This window comes from Paraburkholderia gardini (assembly GCF_907164545.1).
Classification (GTDB): Bacteria; Pseudomonadota; Gammaproteobacteria; order Burkholderiales; family Burkholderiaceae; genus Paraburkholderia; species Paraburkholderia gardini.
In genome coordinates, this window is sequence record NZ_CAJQZB010000011.1 from 132,154 (window position 1) to 151,507 (window position 19,354).

Consider the following 19,354-nt stretch of genomic DNA (forward strand, 5'->3'; position numbering starts at 1 on the left):
CGTGGATGCGCTCAGACGTTCCAGCGCACGAGCGTCCACGCGGCGCCCGGTTCGCGTCGCCGCAGCCACACCACGCCGGCAAAATCGATCGACCACGAAAGCGTCTGTTCAAGCGATACGCGAAGCGCGAGCGATGTCAGCACACGTATCACGCCCGCATGTGTAACGACTTGCACGCATGCATCGCCAGCTTCGGTTTGCCGCTCATCGAACCATGTCTCCACACGTGCGCTGAACTGCGCGACACTCTCGCCGCCGTGCGCGCGCGCGTGATGCAGATCGGCGGCCCAGTCGTCGAGCAACGCCCGATCGATGTCGTCCCAACGCCGCTGCTCCCACGTGCCGAAGTCCATCTCCTGCAAGCGGGGATCGACGGAAACTTCACGGGCCCATCGCGCGGCCCACGGCGCAGCGATCGAGTGACATCGCGTCAGCGGGCTCGACCACACGCTATCCGGCGCGGGCAGTTCGAGCCGCCTCGCTTCAAGCGCGGCCACGCTCGCAGGGGGCGCGTCGGCGAGCGCCACATCGCTGCGCCCATAACAGACGCCCGCATCGATCGCGACCGCCGGGTGACGGATCAGAATGAGATCCATGCAAGCCCCGTCAGATAGATCGCGATTTCGAAGATCTGCTGCGCGAACCCGAGGCAATCGCCGGTGTATCCACCGATGCGTCGCACGAAGTAACGGCCGAGCGCGAAGCGCAGCACGACCAGCACGACCGCCGCGGCACATCCGGCGCGCCAGTCCGGCCAGAAGAGCCACGGCACGCCAAATATGCTCGCCAGCATCAGCGCGAACGCGCTCATGCGCTGCGCGACCGGCTTCGCCTTGCCTTCGGCGCGCACGTAGTCGAGCGTCGCGAGATAGCTGATCGCGCACGTGCGGCTTGCCGCGTGCGCCGCGATCATCAGCCACGCAGCGCGAAGCGGCGGCAACGCGGCGAGCGTCTGCCATTTGAGCGCGAGCGCGACTACCAGCGCAATCGCGCCGAACGCGCCGATGCGCGAGTCGTGCATGATGCGAAGCACGTCGTCGCGCGTATAGCCGCCGCCGAACGCATCAACGCAATCCGCCAGCCCGTCTTCATGGAACGCGCCGGTGACGAAGAGCGTCGCTGCCATCGAAAGCAGCACGGCCACGCTCACCGGAAACACACGCAGCGCCGCCAGATACACCACCGCGCCGAGCGCGCCGACCAGCGCACCCACCAGCGGAAAATAGCGGGCCGCCGCGTTCAGATAGTGCGGTTCGTAGCCGACCCAGCGCGGCACCGGCACGCGCGTGAAATAGCCGAGCGCGGTGAAAAAGTAACGCAGTTCAGCATGCGGATTCATGTTGGCGTGGCTCAGTGCGTCGGGTTCAGGCGTCGCGGTTCGCGACGCCTGCCGATTCGAAACTCGCCATCTCGTTGACGAACGCCACCGCGGCACGCAACAGCGGCAACGCAAGTGCGGCACCCGTGCCTTCGCCGAGTCGCAGATCGAGCGCGAGTAGCGGCTGCGCATCGAACTGGTCGAGCATGCGCCGATGGCCGGCTTCGTTCGACGCATGCGCGAACACGCAGTAATCGACGACAGCCGGCGCCAGCGCCCGCGCCACCAGCAGCGCCGACGTCGCGATGAAACCGTCGACGAGGATCGTCATGCGTGCCTGCGCCGCCGCCATGAACGCACCGGCCATCATCGCGATTTCGAAACCGCCGAAGGTTGCCAGCACATCGATCGCGGTTTCGGTCTCCGGATGCGCGGCGAGCGCGGCCGCCAGGATGTGGCGCTTTTTCGCGAGGCCGGCGTCGTCGAGCCCCGTGCCGCGCCCGACGCAATCCGCGACCGGCACACCGCTCAGGCGGCTCATGATGCAGGCCGCGGCAGACGTATTCGCGATCCCCATCTCGCCGAAGCCGATCACGTTGGTGCCGAGCGCCGCATGCGCGCGCACGCGTCCGGCGCCCGCGTGCAGCGCGGCGAACGCTTCGTCATGGGTCATCGCGGGTTCATGTGCGAAGTTGCGCGTACCGCGTGCAACCGGAATGTCGATGAGCAGGCCGGACGGCGGCAACGGCGTCGCCACACCCGCGTTGACGATCTCGAGCGTGAGACCCGCGACGCGGCTCAACGCATTGATCGCCGCGCCACCCGCGAGGAAATTCGCCACCATTTGCGCCGTCACCGCCTGCGGATACGGGCTTACGCCTTCGTGCGCGATACCGTGATCGCCCGCGAAGACGATCATCGCCGGACGTTCGATTGAAGGGCGCGTCGTACGCTGGATCATGCCCATCTGACGCGCGAGGCCTTCGAGGCGGCCGAGGCTGCCGGGCGGCTTCGTCTTCGTATCGATGATGCGCTGCAGTTCGGCGCGCAACGTCTGTTCGAGCGGTTCGACAACGGGGAGCGCGGGCGTGGATGAAGTCATGGTTGTCTGTTTGAAAAATGAGAGATATCGCGTTGGGTCGACGGGATCAATGCTTCGTGTTCGCCGTCACGGATCAGGACAAGCGGATAGCCGAACGCGCTGCTCGCGAGCGCCGGCGTGAGTACGTCGCGGACCGGGCCCGCGTGGGCCGTGCCGTTTCCGTCGAGCAGCAGCGCATGCGTGGCAAAGCGGCGCGCGAGGTTGAGATCGTGACACGAGAAAATCACGCTGCGCGGCGAATGCTTCGATGGCTGTGCCCACGTCGTCAGCGCTTCGAGGCAGTCGATCTGATGATGCAGGTCGAGATGCGAAAGCGGTTCGTCGAGCAGCAGCAGCGGCGCGTCCTGACACAGCACCGCCGCCAGCGCCACACGCTGGCGCTCGCCGCCTGAAAGCGACAGCACGTCGCGCGCCTTGAGCAGCGCGAGGCCAAGCGTGTCGAGCGCGGCATGCGCCGCCGCGCGATCTTCGGCACGCTCCCAGCCCCAGCCGTCGAGATGCGGAAAACGGTTGAGCATCACGATCTCGAAGACGCTCGCGCTGAACGCATCGCGCTCGCCTTGCGGCATCAGCGCACGGCGTTGCGCGAGCTTCGCGGGCGACCATGTAGCGACGCGCACGCCATCGAGTTCGACGTGACCACTCGCGGGTTCGAGCAAACCGGCCAGCGCGGAAATCAGCGTGGTCTTTCCAGCGCCGTTCGGACCCGCGATGCACCACACCTCGCCCGGATGAAACGTGTGCGTGAAATCGTCGAGTAACGTGCGTGCGCCGGCACGCAGCGTGACGCGCTGCGCGGACAGTGTCGAAGCGGCAGATGCGTGTGCATTCATCATCGCCGCCTGCGCAACAGCATCCAGAGGAACACCGGCACGCCCGCGAGCGCGGTGATCACGCCGACCGGCAACTGCGCGGGCGCGATGACCGTGCGTGCGACGAGATCGGCGGCCATCACGGCGAGACCGCCTGCAAGCGCGGCGGCCGGCAACAGCATGCGCTGGTCGTTGCCGAACGCGAGCCGCAGCATATGCGGCACGACGAGGCCGACAAAGCCGATCGTGCCGCCCGTCGTCACCGCGGCCGCCGCTGCGAGCGAGGCGACGAGATACACGCGCAGCCGCAGGCGCGTGACCGGCACGCCGAGCGCCTGGGCGGCCGCATCGCCGCGCAGCAGCACGTTCAGCTGCGCCGCGGCCGGCACGATCGCCACCAGGGCGACGACGAGCGCTGCGAGCGCGACCCACGGCATGCCGCCACCGTTCAGGTCGCCGGTCAGCCAGAACAGCATGCCGCGCAGGCGGCTCTCGGGCGCCACGCTCAGCAGCAACGTGATGACCGCGCCCCAACCCGCCGCGATCACCGCGCCCGTCAGCAAAAGACGGGGCGACGAGTCCTGCGGCTCGCCACGCCACAACTCACGTCGCGCGAGACCGAGCACCAGCAGGATCGACGCGAACGCGCCGGCAAACGCGCTGGCGTCGACGATCCACCACGCGCATCCGGCGATCATCGCGACGAGCGCGAAACTCGCGGCGCCGCCCGACACGCCAAGCACATACGGCTCGGCGAGCGGATTGCGCAGCAACACCTGGAGCAGCGCGCCCGCCATCGCGAGCAACGCGCCGCACGCGAAGCCGGCCAGCGCACGCGGCAGACGCAGCGTGCGCACGATCTCGACAGCCAGATCCGGCGATGACGAACCCAGCGAGGCGTTTACGCCCGGATGCCACGGCATCAACGCGCCAACGACACGCAAGGGCCCGAGCGCGACGCTGCCAAGCGCCAGCGACGCCACGAACACGAGCAACGCGAGCACGGCCAGCCCGCACCAGATCGCGAGGGCGCGCCGCGCGCTCATGCCGGCCGGCGGGCGCATCGAGATGCGGTTCATCGCGGCGCGCTCAGACGACATGCCTGCTTACCCCGCGAACCGGCAACGCAGCGCATCTCACTGCTGCTGCCAGCCGAGCGTGAGATACGCACCGCGTCGCGGCGTGTTGTACGTGTAGGCCAGTTCATAGTCCTTGTCGAAGAGATTCTGGATCTGCGCGGCCACATACCACGACTTCGTGATCGCATAACGCGCCGAGAGATTCACGACGCCATAGCCGGCGAGCGTCGTGCCGCTGTCGTTGCGCTCGCCGCTCACGAGCCACTCGCCGCCCACGCGCCAGCCGCCGATACTGCGATTCGCTGAAAACGAAGCGAAGTGACGCGCGCGCCGGTTCAGACCGGTATTCGTGTCTTCGTCGACGGGATTCTGGAACGTGAGCGCCGCGCGCACGTCCGTTCTGCCGACATGGCCGCTCCATGATCCCTCGACGCCCTGCACTTTCGCGCGCCCCACGTTCTGCGCGACGAACTCGCCCGGACTCATCTGCTGATATTCGATCAGGTTCGTGTAGCGCGTCTCGAACGCCGTGAGCTTCATCACGCCCAGCGCGTCCGACGCATACTGCAACGCCGCCTCGACCGAGTGACTGCGCTCCGGCTGGATCGACGGATTGCCGCTATACGGGTAGTACAGGTCGTTGAAGGTCGGCGCGCGAAACGCGTCCGACCAGCTTGCGGTCACCTTCCAGTGTTCCGTGACATCGTATCCGTAGCCGAGATAGTAACTGTTCGCGCCGCCGAAATCGGAGTACTGGTCGCGCCGCACGTTCGCCTGGAACTGGCTGCGGCCAACGCGTCCCGTATAACCCGCGAAGACGGAATTCACGTGACGGTCGGGCGCGCCGTAGTCGTTCGAATCGAGGCTCTGGTCGAGATGCTCGTAGCCTGTCTGGAGCTTTTGCTGCGGCGCGAACGTGAAATCGTTCTGCCACGTGTACTGACGGTTGTCGGTATCGAAGTGATCCGTGTAGACGCCGTTCAGCGCGGTATTGCTGCGGTCGTTGCCGGCAGCGACGATCACGTGCGTCGTCCACCAGTCGGTCACGCGTCCGTTCGCGAACGCCGAAGCGAGCTGGACCTTGCTGTACAGATTGTTGAGATCGGTCGGCACGCCGTACGGATTGTCGAAGCTGTCGTTGCCGTTCGACTGGAGATAACGCACGCCCACGTCCCACCTGTCGTTGAAGCGGTGACGCAGGGACGCCGAGACGCTCTCGTTCAGATAGCCGTTCGCGTTCGGATTGACCGGCGCGAGCGCGGGGTTGATCGATGAAAAGCCGTCGTCCTTCGCGCGTGCAATCGAAACGCTGAAGGTCGTCTTGCCGTCGCTGTCGAGCGCACCATCGACGCCCGCCTGCTGCCGTTGCGTGTGATAGCTGCCGTATTCGACGGAAAAATTGAAGCGCGGGGGATGGTTGCCGCCAGGCTTCGTGAACACCTGCACGACGCCGCCGACCGCGCCCGATCCGTACAGCGCCGACACGTTACCGTTGACCACTTCGACGTGATCGATCTGGTCGAGCGGAAGCTGCTCGATCTGCGCGTTGCCAAGACTCACGGAATCGACGCGCACGCCGTCGATCAACACGAGCGACTGCTGCGCCGATGCGCCCCGCAAAAAGAGGCTCGCCGACGAACCCGGGCCGCCGTTGCGCACGATCTGCGCGCCCGGCGCGAGTTGCAGCAAGCCTGGCAGATCGCGGGCGGTCGTATCGGCGATGTCCTGCTGGTCGAAGTGCGTGGTCTGGGGAATGGCATCCGCGAGCGACTGCGGTCCGCGCGCGGCGGTGACCACGATGGGCGCGAGCGTCGCCTTCGCCGGGGCGGCCCCGGATGCGGGTGTGGGTGTGGAAGCCGTCGCGTCCTGTGCGGGGGACTGCGCGACCGTGCGCGCGGAGGAAGGTGTGTTGTCCGTCTGCGCGGACTGGGCCAGTGCGACGAGCGGCAAGCCGGTCAGGGCGAGCAGCGCCGCGCGGGCGATGGGCGTGTACATCCGGTGAATTCCTGTAGCTGAGGTGCGCGGCCCGCTTCCCCGCAGGCCATTGCGCGACAGGACGACTGTTCGTCGCGAGACAGGCAGCTTGCCGCGCGCGAACGACGCCCTTCCCTCTGGCCGGTATCCGGGCTGGCGACGCGTCGATCCGCCTTCCCACGCATGAATGCGCAGTGGCGCTGCGCGCTTTTTGACGGCGCGTATCGGATCGACTTGCGGGAAATAACGCGGTCGCTTACCGTTGCGGGGGCAGCACAGGTTGACGCGATCGCAATGCCGCGCACCCTGTTTCCCGTTTAACTGCGCGACATGAAAATGCGCGCGGGCACCAAAGTGCCGCAAGTGTAGGAGCGGCCTGCTTTAGCGTCAAGAAAGCGGCGCTCACTGCAATTCGCGTGCGCGCCGATTTATTCGATTATCGTGTTTTGCAGGCATAAAACTCGCATAAAGCGAGGTTGTTACGTCTCGAAACGAGACAATTGTCGGAACCTGCGACATTCCGCGCTAGAATGCCGTGTCTTTAGAGGACGCAGCACATGCTCAACGAACTCGAAACACTCTCACAGAACATTGGCCGGCTGATCGAAATCAGCCAGCGTCATCACGAGGCGCGCCGCGCGCTCGAAGATCAGCTCGCCCAGGCACGCGCGGAATGCGAGGCCACACGCGTTGAACTCGAGCAGACCCGCGAAGAGCGCAACGCGCTGCAGGCGGAGCGCGACACGCTCTCGTCGAAGATCGACGACGCACAGGTCCGCCTGAACGCCATCCTCGAAAAACTCCCGCGCGCGCGATCGCATGCCGAGCCGGACAACCAGCTCGACCTGCTCGCAACCCCGCCGCACGAACATGAGGATCATGACGTGGAAGCCGGCCGCGAAGTCACCCGCCACGGAGAAAACGCATGACCACGAAGCAGATCGAAGTCTCGATTCTCGGCCAGCCGTATCGTCTCGCCTGTTCGCCGGAAACCGAAGCCGCGCTGCTCGAAGCCGTGGCACGCGTCGATGCCGAAATGTCGAAGATCCGTTCGGGCAGCAACGTGCGTGGGCAGGACCGTATCGCGGTGATGGCTGCGCTGTCGCTGGCATCGGAACTGCTTAAGCTGCAAGCCAGCGTGCGGCACGGAGAATCTTTTCCCGCTGAGGAAATCCGGCGTACAATGCACTCAATGAACGAACAGCTGGGCGCAGTCATCCAGCAGTACGGCGTGCAGTAAAATTGCAGTGCCGGAGCAGTACAGGTTTTGCAGTCGATGTTTTTAAAGTCCGGTCATGTGACCGCTCTTCGAGTTCGGCGCGATGTACTTCATGAGGTTGTGGCGCGTCTGGATTCACCTCGTTTTACCTTCCCTGCCTGGTTTGCCAAGGTCATATATTCCTTGAACCAATGCCATGTGCACGGTTGTGGAAATTTGCAGCACGGGCGTGCGCGTCACTCTGTCTGATGTACCCGAAGTGCGGCTAACTGCGACCAATTCTGAACCCCCGGTTCAGGATGCCGGCCTAGCGGCTATGGCGGGGATCTATTCGACGGCATCGGACACTCGTCCGGTGCCGTTTTCATTTGCACCCCTGCTTTCCTCTTTTTCCTCTCTCCACTTCAACGTTCATATCGACTCATGCGCTACTGGCTAATGAAGTCCGAACCGGACGAAGCAAGCATCGATCACCTCGCGGAGGCGCCGCATCACACGTTACCGTGGACAGGCGTGCGCAACTATCAGGCACGCAATTTCATGCGCGACACGATGCAGGTCGGCGACGGTGTGCTGTTCTACCATTCGAGTTGCCCTGAGCCCGGCATCGCGGGCATCGCGGCGGTCGCGTCGACGCCCTACCCCGATCCCACGCAGTTCGACAAAAAGAGCCCGTACTACGATCCGAAATCGGATCATGAAACGCCGCGCTGGGCGCTCGTCGACGTCGTCTTCAAGAAGAAGATCGCGCTGATCCCGCTCGCGACGCTGCGCGAGCATCCCGAGCTCGCAGGCATGCGCGTGCTGGCAAAAGGCAACCGGCTGTCGATTACGCCCGTCACCGAAGCCGAATGGCAGTTCATCACGAAGCATCTGGTGTGAGTGTGTGCTGGCGCGATTTGTGTAATCGGATCTTGCCTGCGGGAACCGTATCGCCTGACAGACGCCTAACAGTTCCGCAAGCGTCGTGCCCGTTCGTGGCATGACGCGGCCGTGAAGGCACTGGATGGCGCACCGGCGCCAGACCCTTCGCGTGCAACCGGCTCAAGAAGGAATTCATCAAATGACCCGAAAAAACGCACTCGCTTTCGCCTTCGCACTGGCGTCCGTCACGCCGCTCGCACTCTCGCTCGCGCCCACCACTGCCTTTGCCCAGACCGCCGTGCAGAATCCGCCGTCGGGCGTGCTGTCGCTGTCCGCGCAGGCAAGCACCGACGTGCCGCAGGATGTCGTCAACATCACGCTCTTCTACGAGCAGGAAGCGGGCGATCCCGGCTCGCTCACCAGCACGCTGAACCAGCGCGCCGATTCGGCGCTGCAAAAAGCTAAAGGTGTCGCGGGCGTAACGGCGCGCACCGGTTCGTTCTCGATCTACCCTTCAACCGATCGCGACGGACGCATTTCCGCGTGGCGCGGCCGCACGGAGGTACAGCTCGAATCGCACGATTTCGCCGCTGCGTCGAAGCTCGCGGGGCAGTTGTCTTCGGTGATGCAGGTCGGCAACGTGTCGTTTTCGCTGTCGCCGGAAGCGCAGCGCGCCGCGGAAAAGAAGCTGACCGGTGAGGCGATCGCGTCGTTCCGGCAGCAGGCGACATCGGCGGCTGAAGCGTTCGGCTACAGCGGCTACACGATTCGCGAAGTCAACGTCGGGCACAACGGCGTGATGCCGCGTCCGATGATGATGATGAGCGCCCGCGCCGATGCGAAGGCCGCCGCGCCGATGCCGCTCGAAGGCGGTACGTCGACGGTGACGGTCAATGTGTCGGGCTCCGTGCAGATGAAGTAACGCGGCCCGCCCGTCCGCCATGTGAAACACCCCGGCATGCCGGGGTGTTTCAGTTTCAGAAAGGTCAGGCAGGCAGAGCCAGCGATACAGCCGTGCCGGTCAGTTCGTGCCCACCGCCGGCTGGCGGCGGCCGCGACGGTATGCCCACAGCAGCATGAGCACGCCCGCGATCACCATCGGCAGCGACAGCCACTGCCCCATCGAAAGCCCCAGCGCCAGCAATCCGAGGAAATCGTCCGGCTCGCGAGCAAACTCGACGGTGAAGCGCGCGAGGCCATATCCGATCAGAAACACCGCGGACGCCGCACCCACCGGCCGCGGCTTGCGCGTGAAGAACCACAGCACGAAGAACAGCACGACGCCTTCCAGCGCGATCTCGTACAGCTGCGACGGGTGACGCGGCAGCATGTGATATTGCGCGAACACATCGGCGAGGTGCCAGCGCGAAGTGAGGTCCGGATGCGCCGCCATCCAGCCCGCATCTTCGTTGGCCGCGCTCGGGAACAACATCGCCCACGGCGACGTCGGGTCCGTCACGCGCCCCCAGAGTTCGCCGTTGATGAAGTTGCCAAGACGTCCGGCCGCGAGACCCGTCGGCACCATCGGTGCGACGAAGTCGGTCACCTGCAGCCACGTCCGGTTGCGCTGCCACGCGAAGAGCACCATCGCGAGCGTCACGCCGAGAAAACCGCCGTGAAACGACATGCCGCCTTCCCAGACCTTGAAGATGTCGAGCGGATGCGCGAAATACCAGCTTGCCTTGTAGAACAGCACATAGCCGATCCGGCCGCCAAGAATCGTACCGAGCACGCCGTAGAACAGCATGTCGTCGATGTCCTTCGCGGTCCAGCCCTGCGCCGCGACGTGCGGCAGACGCAGCCGCAAGCGGCCGACGACGATGGCCGCAACGAACGCCACGAGGTACATCAGGCCGTACCAGCGCACCGCGAGCGGTCCCAGATGAATGGCAACGGGATCGATATTGGGGTGAATGAGCATGTGTTTTTATGGGTGGTTCAACTGCGGGTTCTGTATCAGCGCCTGCGCGCACGGGTTGACACCGGGTTCGCCGGTGACGCGGACGCAGGCTTCGCTTGCGACTGTGCTGGCGACTTCGATTTCGGCTTCGTCCGCTCTGACGCCGCGGACGCGACAAGGTTCGCCACATACGCGCGCACGATGTCGATAAAGCCCGCGAGCACCGGGCTCACCTCGCCCGTGCGCCAGACGAGGCCGGTCTCGATGGCGGGCACCGATTCGCGCAGCGGACGGTAGACGACGCCGGTGCGCCGCAGGTTACGCAGCGATTGCGGCACCAGTGCGACGCCCATGCCGGCCGACACGAGGCTCACGATCGTCTGCATCTGGATGGCTTCCTGCCCAATGCGCGGCGTGAGGCCCGCGACGCCGTAGCAATCCATAATGATGTCATAAAAGCCTGGCGCCAGACGCCTTGGGAAAATCACGAGCGGCACATCGGCGACGTCGCGCAGGCTGACAGGCGCGTCGCGCCAGTCTTCGGCGGGATGTCGGTCGACGCGCGCCGCGACCTCCGACGACATCGCGATCACCAGCGACTCACGCGCGATCGGCAGCCACGACAGCTGCGCGAGGTGGCGCGGCGGCAGGGGCGCGATCACGAGCCCCGCGTCGATCCGGCCCGCGACGAGCTCGTCGATCTGCACGTCGCTCGTCGCTTCGGCGAGTTGCAGACGCACGCGCGGGTGGCGTGCGCCGAAATCGCGCAGCAGCATCGGCAGCAGGCCGTAATCCGCCGTGGACACGAACGCGAGCGACAGTACGCCCGCCTCGCCGCGCGCGAGACCCTGCGCGAGCGGGCGCAGCCCCTCGGCGCTCGCCAGCAGGCGGCGCACCTCCGGCAGCAGATCGGCGCCCACCTGCGTGAGCTCGACGGACCGTTTGGTGCGCGCGAACAGTTCGACGCCGAGCGTGTCTTCCAGCGCGCGGATGGCCTGCGAGAGCGGCGGCTGCGTCATCGACAGGCGCGCGGCCGCGCGCCCAAAGTGCTTCTCTTCGGCGACGGCGATAAAGTAGCGCAACTGGCGCAGATCCGGGGTGACGGCTTGCATCGATTAATACTTTTTCCGACCTGATCAAGCCTGAATAATATATTGGACACGTGCCTCGAGAAACTGCATTCTTGCGCCACGTGCTGGAAACATCCGCCCTGCACCTCCCGGACAGCGGATTTCCCCACCAATACACAGCACTCCGGGCGCGATTCCCGGACAAGACAATACGGAGCTCCCCATGTCGTACAACCGTCGTTCGAAGAACATCACCCAGGGCGTCGCACGCGCGCCAAACCGGTCGATGTATTACGCGCTCGGCTACGAGAAAGCCGATTTCGACAAGCCGATGATCGGCATTGCAAACGGCCACTCGACCATCACGCCGTGCAATTCCGGCCTGCAGCGTCTCGCCGACGCCGCGGTGAAAGCCGTCAAGCTGTCCGACGCGAACCCGCAGATCTTCGGCACGCCGACCATTTCGGACGGCATGTCGATGGGCACCGAGGGCATGAAGTACTCGCTCGTGTCGCGCGAAGTGATCTCGGACTGCATCGAAACCTGCGTGCAGGGCCAGTGGATGGACGGCGTGGTCGTGATTGGCGGCTGCGACAAGAACATGCCGGGCGGCATGATGGCGCTCGCGCGCCTGAACGTGCCGGGCATCTACGTCTACGGCGGCACGATCCGCCCGGGCAACTGGAAGGGCAAGGATCTGACGATCGTGTCGTCGTTCGAAGCCGTCGGCGAATTCACGGCCGGGCGCATGTCGCAGGAAGATTTCGACGGCGTCGAAAAGAACGCATGCCCGTCGTCGGGCTCGTGCGGCGGCATGTACACCGCCAATACGATGAGCTCGTCGTTCGAGGCACTCGGCATGTCGCTGCTGTATTCGTCGACGATGGCGAACCCGGACGACGAAAAGGTCGATTCGGCCGCCGAATCGGCACGCGTGCTGGTCGAAGCGGTGAAGAAGGACCTGAAGCCGCGCGACATCATCACGAAGAAGTCGATCGAAAACGCCGTGGCCGTGATCATGGCGACCGGCGGTTCGACGAACGCCGTGCTGCACTTCCTCGCGATCGCGCACGCCGCCGAAGTCGAATGGACCATCGACGACTTCGAGCGCATGCGCAAGAAAGTGCCGGTGATCTGCAACCTGAAGCCGTCGGGCCAGTACGTGGCGACGGATCTGCACAAGGCCGGCGGCATTCCGCAGGTCATGAAGATCCTGCTGGACGCGGGTCTGCTGCACGGCGACTGCATGACGATCACGGGCAGGACGATCGGCGAGGAACTGAAAGACGTGCCGTCGAAGCCGCGCGCCGACCAGGACGTGATTTTCCCGATCGACAAGGCGCTCTATAAGGAAGGCCATCTCGCGATCCTGAAGGGCAACCTCGCACCGGAAGGCGCGGTCGCGAAGATCACCGGCCTGAAGAATCCGGTGATCACGGGCCCGGCCCGCGTGTTCGAGGACGAGCAAAGCGCGATGGAAGCAATCCTCGCCGACAGGATCAAGCCGGGCGACGTGCTCGTGCTGCGTTATCTCGGACCGAAGGGCGGCCCCGGCATGCCGGAAATGCTCGCGCCCACTTCCGCGCTGATCGGCAAGGGCCTCGGCGAATCCGTCGGCCTGATCACGGATGGCCGCTTCTCGGGCGGCACGTGGGGCATGGTGGTCGGCCACGTCGCGCCGGAAGCGTTCGTGGGCGGCACGATCGGTCTCGTGCAGGAAGGCGACTCGATCACGATCGATGCGCACAAGCTGCTGCTCGAACTGAACGTCGACGCGGCCGAACTGGAGCGCCGCCGCGCGGCATGGCAGCAACCGAAGCCGCGTTACACGCGCGGCGTGCTGGCGAAATACGCCGCGCTCGCGCTGCCGGCCAACAAGGGCGCGATTACGGGCTGATGCGGGAACGAAGGCTGGCGGCGTGCCGCCAGCCTTGCTGGAAAGGCTTCACGCAGTACAAAGGGGCACACGACGTCGTGTGCCCCTTTGCTTTTATAATGCGTCGACAAGAAGTCAACCCAAAAGTCCGGCACACGCACCGGCGGAGACCAGAATGAATCGGAAGTCGTATGCAGCAATGGCGCTTGCGGGCGCACTGGCAGTCGGCGGAACGGCACATGCACAGGAACCGCCGGGCGACGGGCTTGCCCTCGCGAGAGCGCAGAACTGCATGAGCTGCCATTCGGTGAACCGGCCGCTCATGGGGCCGGCGCTGCACGACGTGGCGACCCGCTACGCGACGCGCAGCAACGCGGTGACCTGGCTGTCCCACAAGATCGTCGAAGGGAGCTCGGGCGTGTGGGGCGCGGTGCCGATGCCCGCCAATACGCAGCTTTCACCCGATCAGGCCGTCGCGCTCGCGACCTGGATCCTTTCGCTGAAGTAACCCAGCCGCGCCTCACGTCCAGCATCGATTCCGGTGACCGCCGCGCAGGTCACGCTCCGGACTGACGCCTGCGCTCTTCTTCCACCGCTTCGCGCACCCAGTTGCTCATCTGCGCTTCGAGCACCGCGCCCACTTCCTTCGCGATCTGGCCGACAAGCCACGTCGCGTGGACCTGCATCGCCGCGCGACAGCGCTCCTCGATCACTTCCTGCCCCGGTCCGCGAAGGTAAGCCGTAAACTTTCCGCGTAGATGGTCGGCGAGCGCATCGGCGTTGGGGACGGTTGTATTGGGCGTGCTGGTCGAGGCTGGCAACGGCGCGGCAACAGCTTCGGCCGGAGTAACGGGATCCGCCGCCGGAACAACCGGTGCGGCATCGGCCGGCGCTGCAGCCACGGCTTCAGGTGCATGCGTGTCCGCTGGCGCCGTGTCCTTCGGCGTGGGCGCTTCAAATACGTCTTCCAGCACCGGCACGTCGTCGAACGTATCGACTGGTGCCGCCGGTGCCGGTACGTGATGGCTCCGCGTGGGACTGCCGGTGACGAGTACTTCGGTCAGAAGCGGAATCGCCTCGTCGTGGCTATCTTTGCTGTCGCTGGAATGGGACACGAATACACTCCGTCGATGGATCGGGCGAGCCGATATGAGTCGAAGCCGTGGCGCCGCGTACCTGCGTCAAACGCAGAACTCAGCCGCCCTGCTTGTAGTTGTTCAGAGGATAGCCGCGATCGCGGTAAAAGCGATAGCGTTCCCGACCGGCCGCGAGTTCATCGGGCGCGTTGCCGACCACTTCGAGCAGCCGTTCGAACCGCGCGAACTGCGCCGGCACGCCGGCGCCCAGGTTCAGCAGCACCTGATGGTGCGGCACATCGTCGAGATCCTCGGTGAGCACGATCGGCGTGGTGGCGGCGAGCGCGCTGCCGGCCATGCAGTGCGGCACGAAGTCGAGCGGCGAGAACGTCCACAACTGTTCGTCGAGGGCGCGCAGCCGCGCGGCGTCGGCCAGCACGACCGTCGGCTGGCCCGCCTGATACGCCTTGCGCAGCAGGCGGCACGCATACAGCAGCGCGTCGCCGACGTTCGAGTGGAAATCGATCCGCGTCATGCCCCGCTCCGCGCTGCCACACGTGTACCCACGCTCGTGCTGCGACGCGTCATTGCGCCGCGCGGTCGATCAGGAACTGCGCGAGGAGCGGCACCGGACGGCCTGTCGCCCCCTTCGCGGCGCCGCTCTTCCATGCGGTGCCGGCGATGTCGAGGTGGGCCCACGGATAGTCGCTGGTGAAGCGCGACAGGAAGCACGCCGCCGTCACGCTACCCGCCGGACGGCCGCCGATGTTCGCGATGTCCGCGAAATTCGACTTCAGCTGGTCCTGGTACTCGTCGTCGAGCGGCAGACGCCATGCAGGGTCGGACGCTTCCTTCGATGCGTCCAGCAGTTCGCCCGCGAGCGCGTCGTCCTTCGAGAAGAGACCGCTGTTGTGATGGCCGAGCGCGATGATGCAGGCGCCCGTCAGCGTGGCGATATCGATCACGGCTGCCGGCTTGAAACGCTTCGCGTACGTCAGCGCGTCGCACAGGATGAGGCGGCCTTCGGCGTCCGTGTTCAGCACTTCGATCGTGAGACCGGACATGCTGGTGACGATGTCGCCCGGCTTCGTCGCCGTCGCCGACGGCATGTTTTCAACGGCCGGAATGATGCCGACGACGTTGATCTTCAGGCCCATTTCCGCGACTGCACGCAATGTGCCGAGCACCGAACCGGCGCCGCACATGTCGTACTTCATTTCGTCCATGCTTTCGCCCGGCTTGAGCGAAATGCCGCCCGTGTCGAACGTCACGCCCTTGCCGACCAGCACGACCGGCGCGGCTTTCGCGGCACCACCCTGGTACTGCAGCACGATGAACTGGGCCGGCTCGACCGAACCACGCGTGACCGACAGGAACGAGCCCATCTTGAGCGCCTCGGCCTGTTTCTCGCCCAGCACCTCGACCTTCAGCTTCCAGTCTTTCGCGAGCTTCTTCGCTGTGTTCGCGAGCCAGGTCGGCGTGCAGACGTTGCTCGGCAGATTGCCGAGGTCGCGCGTGAGGTCCATGCCGCTGGCGAGCGCGGCGCCCTGCTTCGCGGCGAGCTTCGCGGCCTTTTCGTCGACGGTGTCGACGCTGAAGACGATGCGCTTGAGCGCCCGCACGCTGTTGTCGGGCTTGCTCTTCATCTGCGTGAAGCGGTAGGTCTGTTCGCGCAGCGCGAGGATCGCGGCGCGCACGTTCCAGTCGCTCGTGCGTTCCTGCACCGGCAGTTGCGCGAGCGTGAACGTGACCTGCACGACCTTCGTGGTGAGGAGCGCGCGCCATGCGGCGCGCACAGCGTCGCCGTAAGCTTTCTGTGTGAACGCATCCTGTTTGCCGAGACCCACGAGCAGCACGCGGGACGCGCCGATGCCGGAGACTTCGTGCAGGAACAGCGTGGCGCCGCTCTTGCCGTCCATATCGCCCGCCTTGATGATGCGGGTGAGGAGACCTTTGGTTGCCACATCGATTTCGAGAGCGGCACCGGAAAGCGTCTGCGACTCGAACACGCCGATTACGATGCAGTCGGATTTTCCGGTCAGGAACCCGTTTGACGAGCCTTTGCTCCAATCACAGGCTTTTATGCTAAAGTCCATCGCGCTTGTCCTCGGATAAAATCTGGGCTTAGGATGAAAGCCGCAATTATCCGCTATTTTTCCTGCGGCGGCTGCAAGGAAGGCGTTACGGCATACAACCCGGGCGACTTCCTGGGCACGCTCTCTCTTCATCAACAATGATCTTCGAACGCTCCCTCCAGCGCGAACTCGCGTATACGGCTGGTGCCGTGTTCATGGTTCTGCTGACCCTCGTGCTGACGACGATGATGATCCGCATCGTCGGCTTTGCCGCGTCGGGCGAGATCGATCCGCGCGACGTCCTGGTCCTGATCGGCCTCACCGTGATCGGCTACCTGGCGATCATGCTCGTCGCCACGCTTTTCGTGTCGATCCTGTTCGTCCTCACGCGCTGGTACAAAGATTCCGAAATGGTGGTGTGGCACGCGTCGGGCGTGAGCCTCACGCGCCTCATCAAACCGGTCGCCGTGTTTTCGACGCCGATCATCATTCTCATCATGTTCTTCGTGTTCGTCGGCTGGCCGTGGTCGAACCAGCAGAGCAAGCTGATCCGCGCGCGTTTCCAGCAGCGCGATGAAGTTTCGATGCTCGCGCCGGGCCAGTTCCGCGAATCGCCGGCAAGCCACCGTGTGTTCTTCATCGAGAAGATGTCGCCCGATCAGGGCCACGTCGAGAACGTCTTTGTGACGAGCACCGAAAACGGCAAGGTCAACGTGATCGTGTCGAAGAACGGCCACACTGAAACGGAGAAGAACGGCGACCGCTTTGTCGTGCTGGAAAACGGCCGGCGTTACGACGGCGAGCCCGGGCATCCGGATTTCCGCATCATGGAATTCGAGCGATATGGCGTGAAGATCCAGAGCCAGCCCGTGGTGAGCACGCCCACGACAACCGGCACGCCGACGCTCGACCTGTTGCGCAATCCGACGGACGACAACCTGGCGGAATTCGCGTGGCGCGCCGGGTTGCCGCTGATCGCGATCAACCTGATGTTGCTGGCGATTCCGCTTGCGCACCAGAATCCGCGACGCAGCCGCACGATCAATCTGGTGATGGCGGTGCTGATTTATCTGACGTATTCGAATCTGTTGAACGTGGTGCAATCCTGGATCGAGCAGGGCAAGCTTTCGTTTGGTGTCGGGATCATCGGGCTGCACATTATCGTGGCCGCGATTGTCGGCTTCCTGTTCTGGCTGCGCGTGCGCAACCGGCCGCTGTTCACGCGGGCGATGTTCCAGCGTCCGTCGCAGGGGGCCTGACCGATGCGTATTTATGAGCGGTACTTCGCACGGCAGATCTACCTCACGTTCATTTTCATTCTGTTCGCGTTTTCGGGCCTGTTCTTCTTTTTCGACCTGATCAACGAACTGAATTCCGTCGGCCACGGCAACTACAAGTTCAGCTATGCGGTGCTGCGGGTCGCGCTGCAGACGCCCTCCCGCTTCTACGAAATCATTCCGGTTGCCGCGTTGATCAGCGCGATCTACGTGTTTGCGCAGATGGCGGCGAATTCCGAGTACACGATTTTCCGGGTATCCGGCCTCGCGACGAATCAGGCGTTGCGCTCGCTGATGAAGATCGGCATTCCGCTGGTGTTCCTGACCTACCTGATCGGCGAAGTCGTCGGTCCGTACACGGATCAGTTGTCGGAGCGCGTGCGCCTGGAGGCGCTGGGCTCCGCGGTCTCGAGCAACTTCGCATCGGGCGTATGGGTGAAGGACACACTGACTGCGCGCGCGGATGGCGAGCAGGTGACGCGCTTCGTGAACGTCGGCGAATTGCGACCGGACGCGACGATCAGCAACGTGCGCATTTACGAGTTCGATTCGCAGTTTCGCCTGGCCAATGTGCGGATCGCGAAGACGGGCAAATACGCGCCGCCGGGGCACTGGCAACTGACCGACGTCACCGATACGCAGCTGATCGACGTCGTGCCGGCCGGTGCCAAACCCACCGATGCGTTGAACCCCGTGTATCGCGCGAAGCAGGTGACGTTACCTGAATATTCGCTGCGTTCCGAGCTGACGCCGCAGATTCTCTCGGTGCTACTGGTTTCACCCGAGCGGATGTCGATGTTCAATCTTTTCCGCTACATCCAGCATTTGACGGAGAATCACCAGGACACACAGCGTTACCAGATTGCGTTGTGGCGCAAGCTGCTGTATCCATTTGCGGTGTTCGTGATGCTGGTGCTGTCGTTGCCGTTTGCGTATCTGCATACGCGTGCGGGCGTGGTGGGTGTGAAGGTGTTTGGCGGGATCATGCTTGGGATGAGTTTCCAGCTCTTCAACACGCTTTTCTCGCACATTGGCACATTGAATACATGGCCGGCGCCATTGACGGCGGCGACACCTGGGTTGATTTATCTGGTGCTTGGGTTGGTCGGATTGAAGTGGGTTGATCGACACTAGCGCGGTGGGTTTTTGCCGGAATCTGCATGATGGCACTGCACGGTATTGTTCTGTTCGGGCATGGTGCGCGCGACGCGCGGTGGGCTGAGCCTTTTGAACGCCTCGTGGCGAAGTTGTCCGCTGTGCGCGGAGATGCCGGGCCTGTTTCGCTGGCTTTTCTTGAGTTGATGTCGCCGGATTTGCCTTCTGCTATTGCTTCGCAGGTTGCTGCCGGGTGTGGTGTGATTACTGTCGTGCCTGTGTTTTTTGGGCAAGGTGGGCATGTCAGGCAGGATTTGCCTTCTATTGTTGACCGCTGCCGCGGTGAGTTTCCCTCTGTTGTTATTCGCTGCTCCACAGCGGTGGGGGAGGACGATGCTGTCCTCGATGCTGTTGTTGGGTTTTGCCTTCGGCAGGTTTTTTAGTTTTTCTGTCTTTTTGGCCTTTTTGGTCTTTCTCTGGTCGACGATTTTTTTTTGGCCTTTCCTTGAATTGGTGTTGGTTTATTAGCGTTGCCCCTGTGCGGGGCGGCACCTACTTTTCTTTGTCCCCCAAGGGGACTTCCTTCGGGGCGTCTTCCAAAGAAAAGTAGGCAAAAG

20 protein-coding genes, 1 other RNA gene and 1 riboswitch are annotated in these 19,354 nt (G+C 64.2%); of the genes, 10 read left to right on the top strand and 11 right to left on the bottom strand.

All coding sequences use genetic code 11. The features are described 5' to 3' along the window. Positions 1 to 11: 11 nt before the first annotated feature. The 6 genes from cobC to LPA37_RS10750 are packed head-to-tail and all read right to left on the bottom strand — an operon-like array spanning position 12 to position 6,306. Positions 12 to 596, bottom strand: coding sequence for an alpha-ribazole phosphatase (cobC, locus tag LPA37_RS10725; protein ID WP_229012535.1), 585 nt, complete (start codon positions 594 to 596; stop codon positions 12 to 14). Further along, the gene (locus LPA37_RS10730; RefSeq protein WP_229012536.1) at positions 581 to 1,339 is read right to left on the bottom strand and encodes an adenosylcobinamide-GDP ribazoletransferase; all 759 of its coding nucleotides are present in this window, start codon (positions 1,337 to 1,339) and stop codon (positions 581 to 583) included. The genes cobC and LPA37_RS10730 overlap by 16 nt, the downstream gene beginning before the upstream one ends. A 25-nt stretch (positions 1,340 to 1,364) precedes the next feature. After that, positions 1,365 to 2,420 carry a nicotinate-nucleotide--dimethylbenzimidazole phosphoribosyltransferase gene (cobT, locus tag LPA37_RS10735; RefSeq protein WP_228973884.1) on the bottom strand — a complete coding sequence of 352 codons (1,056 nt, stop codon included), beginning with the start codon at positions 2,418 to 2,420 and terminating at the stop codon, positions 1,365 to 1,367. Continuing rightward, a complete protein-coding gene (locus tag LPA37_RS10740) occupies positions 2,417 to 3,256 on the bottom strand; it encodes an ABC transporter ATP-binding protein (protein ID WP_229012537.1) in 840 nt (279 codons plus the stop codon). Before LPA37_RS10740 ends, cobT begins: the two co-directional genes overlap by 4 nt. Further along, positions 3,253 to 4,332 carry a FecCD family ABC transporter permease gene (locus tag LPA37_RS10745; RefSeq protein ID WP_229012538.1) on the bottom strand — a complete coding sequence of 360 codons (1,080 nt, stop codon included), beginning with the start codon at positions 4,330 to 4,332 and terminating at the stop codon, positions 3,253 to 3,255. The genes LPA37_RS10740 and LPA37_RS10745 overlap by 4 nt, the downstream gene beginning before the upstream one ends. 36 nt (positions 4,333 to 4,368) lie before the next feature. Continuing rightward, a complete protein-coding gene (locus tag LPA37_RS10750) occupies positions 4,369 to 6,306 on the bottom strand; it encodes a TonB-dependent receptor domain-containing protein (RefSeq protein WP_229012539.1) in 1,938 nt (645 codons plus the stop codon). A gap of 101 nt (positions 6,307 to 6,407) precedes the next feature. Then, a riboswitch (cobalamin riboswitch) is annotated at positions 6,408 to 6,654 on the bottom strand. Positions 6,655 to 6,842: 188 nt separating this feature from the next. Here LPA37_RS10750 and LPA37_RS10755 point away from each other — a divergent pair. The 5 genes from LPA37_RS10755 (at position 6,843) to LPA37_RS10770 (ending at position 9,290) form a co-directional block, all read left to right on the top strand. Next, complete coding sequence (locus LPA37_RS10755) at positions 6,843 to 7,214, top strand: coiled-coil domain-containing protein (protein ID WP_228973877.1); 372 nt, start codon at positions 6,843 to 6,845, stop codon at positions 7,212 to 7,214. Next, positions 7,211 to 7,525, top strand: a complete 315-nt coding sequence (locus tag LPA37_RS10760) for a cell division protein ZapA (protein WP_228874672.1) — start codon at positions 7,211 to 7,213, stop codon at positions 7,523 to 7,525. Before LPA37_RS10755 ends, LPA37_RS10760 begins: the two co-directional genes overlap by 4 nt. 127 nt (positions 7,526 to 7,652) lie before the next feature. Next, a non-coding RNA gene (ssrS, locus tag LPA37_RS27965) (6S RNA) lies at positions 7,653 to 7,834 on the top strand. 93 nt (positions 7,835 to 7,927) lie between these two features. Further along, on the top strand, positions 7,928 to 8,386 hold the full coding sequence (locus LPA37_RS10765; protein WP_228973874.1) for an EVE domain-containing protein: 459 nt from the start codon (positions 7,928 to 7,930) through the stop codon (positions 8,384 to 8,386). Between the two features lie 181 nt (positions 8,387 to 8,567). Then, complete coding sequence (locus LPA37_RS10770; RefSeq protein ID WP_228973872.1) at positions 8,568 to 9,290, top strand: SIMPL domain-containing protein; 723 nt, start codon at positions 8,568 to 8,570, stop codon at positions 9,288 to 9,290. Positions 9,291 to 9,389: 99 nt separating this feature from the next. Here LPA37_RS10770 and lgt read toward each other — a convergent pair whose 3' ends face one another. Further along, a complete protein-coding gene (gene lgt, locus LPA37_RS10775; RefSeq protein WP_228973870.1) occupies positions 9,390 to 10,289 on the bottom strand; it encodes a prolipoprotein diacylglyceryl transferase in 900 nt (299 codons plus the stop codon). A 35-nt stretch (positions 10,290 to 10,324) separates the two neighbouring features. Beyond that, positions 10,325 to 11,380, bottom strand: a complete 1,056-nt coding sequence (locus tag LPA37_RS10780; RefSeq protein WP_229012540.1) for a LysR family transcriptional regulator — start codon at positions 11,378 to 11,380, stop codon at positions 10,325 to 10,327. A 181-nt stretch (positions 11,381 to 11,561) separates the two neighbouring features. On the opposite strand from LPA37_RS10780, the gene ilvD reads away from it, so the two are divergent. After that, positions 11,562 to 13,235 (top strand): dihydroxy-acid dehydratase, encoded by a 1,674-nt coding sequence (gene ilvD, locus LPA37_RS10785; RefSeq protein ID WP_228973867.1) that lies wholly within the window; start codon positions 11,562 to 11,564, stop codon positions 13,233 to 13,235. 154 nt (positions 13,236 to 13,389) lie between these two features. After that, entirely contained in the window at positions 13,390 to 13,722 is a 333-nt protein-coding gene (locus LPA37_RS10790) for a c-type cytochrome (RefSeq protein ID WP_228973865.1), read from the top strand. A gap of 49 nt (positions 13,723 to 13,771) precedes the next feature. On the opposite strand, the gene LPA37_RS10795 is transcribed toward LPA37_RS10790, so the two are convergent. The 3 genes from LPA37_RS10795 to LPA37_RS10805 all read right to left on the bottom strand — a co-directional run bounded on the left by LPA37_RS10795 (position 13,772) and on the right by LPA37_RS10805 (position 16,386). After that, entirely contained in the window at positions 13,772 to 14,329 is a 558-nt protein-coding gene (locus tag LPA37_RS10795) for a DUF2486 family protein (RefSeq protein WP_228973863.1), read from the bottom strand. Positions 14,330 to 14,408: 79 nt separating this feature from the next. Beyond that, complete coding sequence (locus tag LPA37_RS10800) at positions 14,409 to 14,825, bottom strand: DNA polymerase III subunit chi (protein ID WP_228973860.1); 417 nt, start codon at positions 14,823 to 14,825, stop codon at positions 14,409 to 14,411. Positions 14,826 to 14,874: 49 nt separating this feature from the next. Next, positions 14,875 to 16,386, bottom strand: coding sequence for a leucyl aminopeptidase (locus tag LPA37_RS10805; RefSeq protein WP_228973858.1), 1,512 nt, complete (start codon positions 16,384 to 16,386; stop codon positions 14,875 to 14,877). A gap of 137 nt (positions 16,387 to 16,523) precedes the next feature. Between LPA37_RS10805 and lptF the strand changes: the two genes are divergently transcribed. The 3 genes from lptF to LPA37_RS10820 are packed head-to-tail and all read left to right on the top strand — an operon-like array spanning position 16,524 to position 19,180. Then, positions 16,524 to 17,624, top strand: coding sequence for an LPS export ABC transporter permease LptF (gene lptF / locus LPA37_RS10810; protein ID WP_229012541.1), 1,101 nt, complete (start codon positions 16,524 to 16,526; stop codon positions 17,622 to 17,624). Between the two features lie 3 nt (positions 17,625 to 17,627). Continuing rightward, the gene (lptG, locus tag LPA37_RS10815) at positions 17,628 to 18,776 is read left to right on the top strand and encodes an LPS export ABC transporter permease LptG (RefSeq protein WP_228973853.1); all 1,149 of its coding nucleotides are present in this window, start codon (positions 17,628 to 17,630) and stop codon (positions 18,774 to 18,776) included. A 29-nt stretch (positions 18,777 to 18,805) separates the two neighbouring features. Beyond that, positions 18,806 to 19,180 (top strand): sirohydrochlorin chelatase, encoded by a 375-nt coding sequence (locus LPA37_RS10820; RefSeq protein ID WP_229012545.1) that lies wholly within the window; start codon positions 18,806 to 18,808, stop codon positions 19,178 to 19,180. Positions 19,181 to 19,354: the final 174 nt, after the last annotated feature.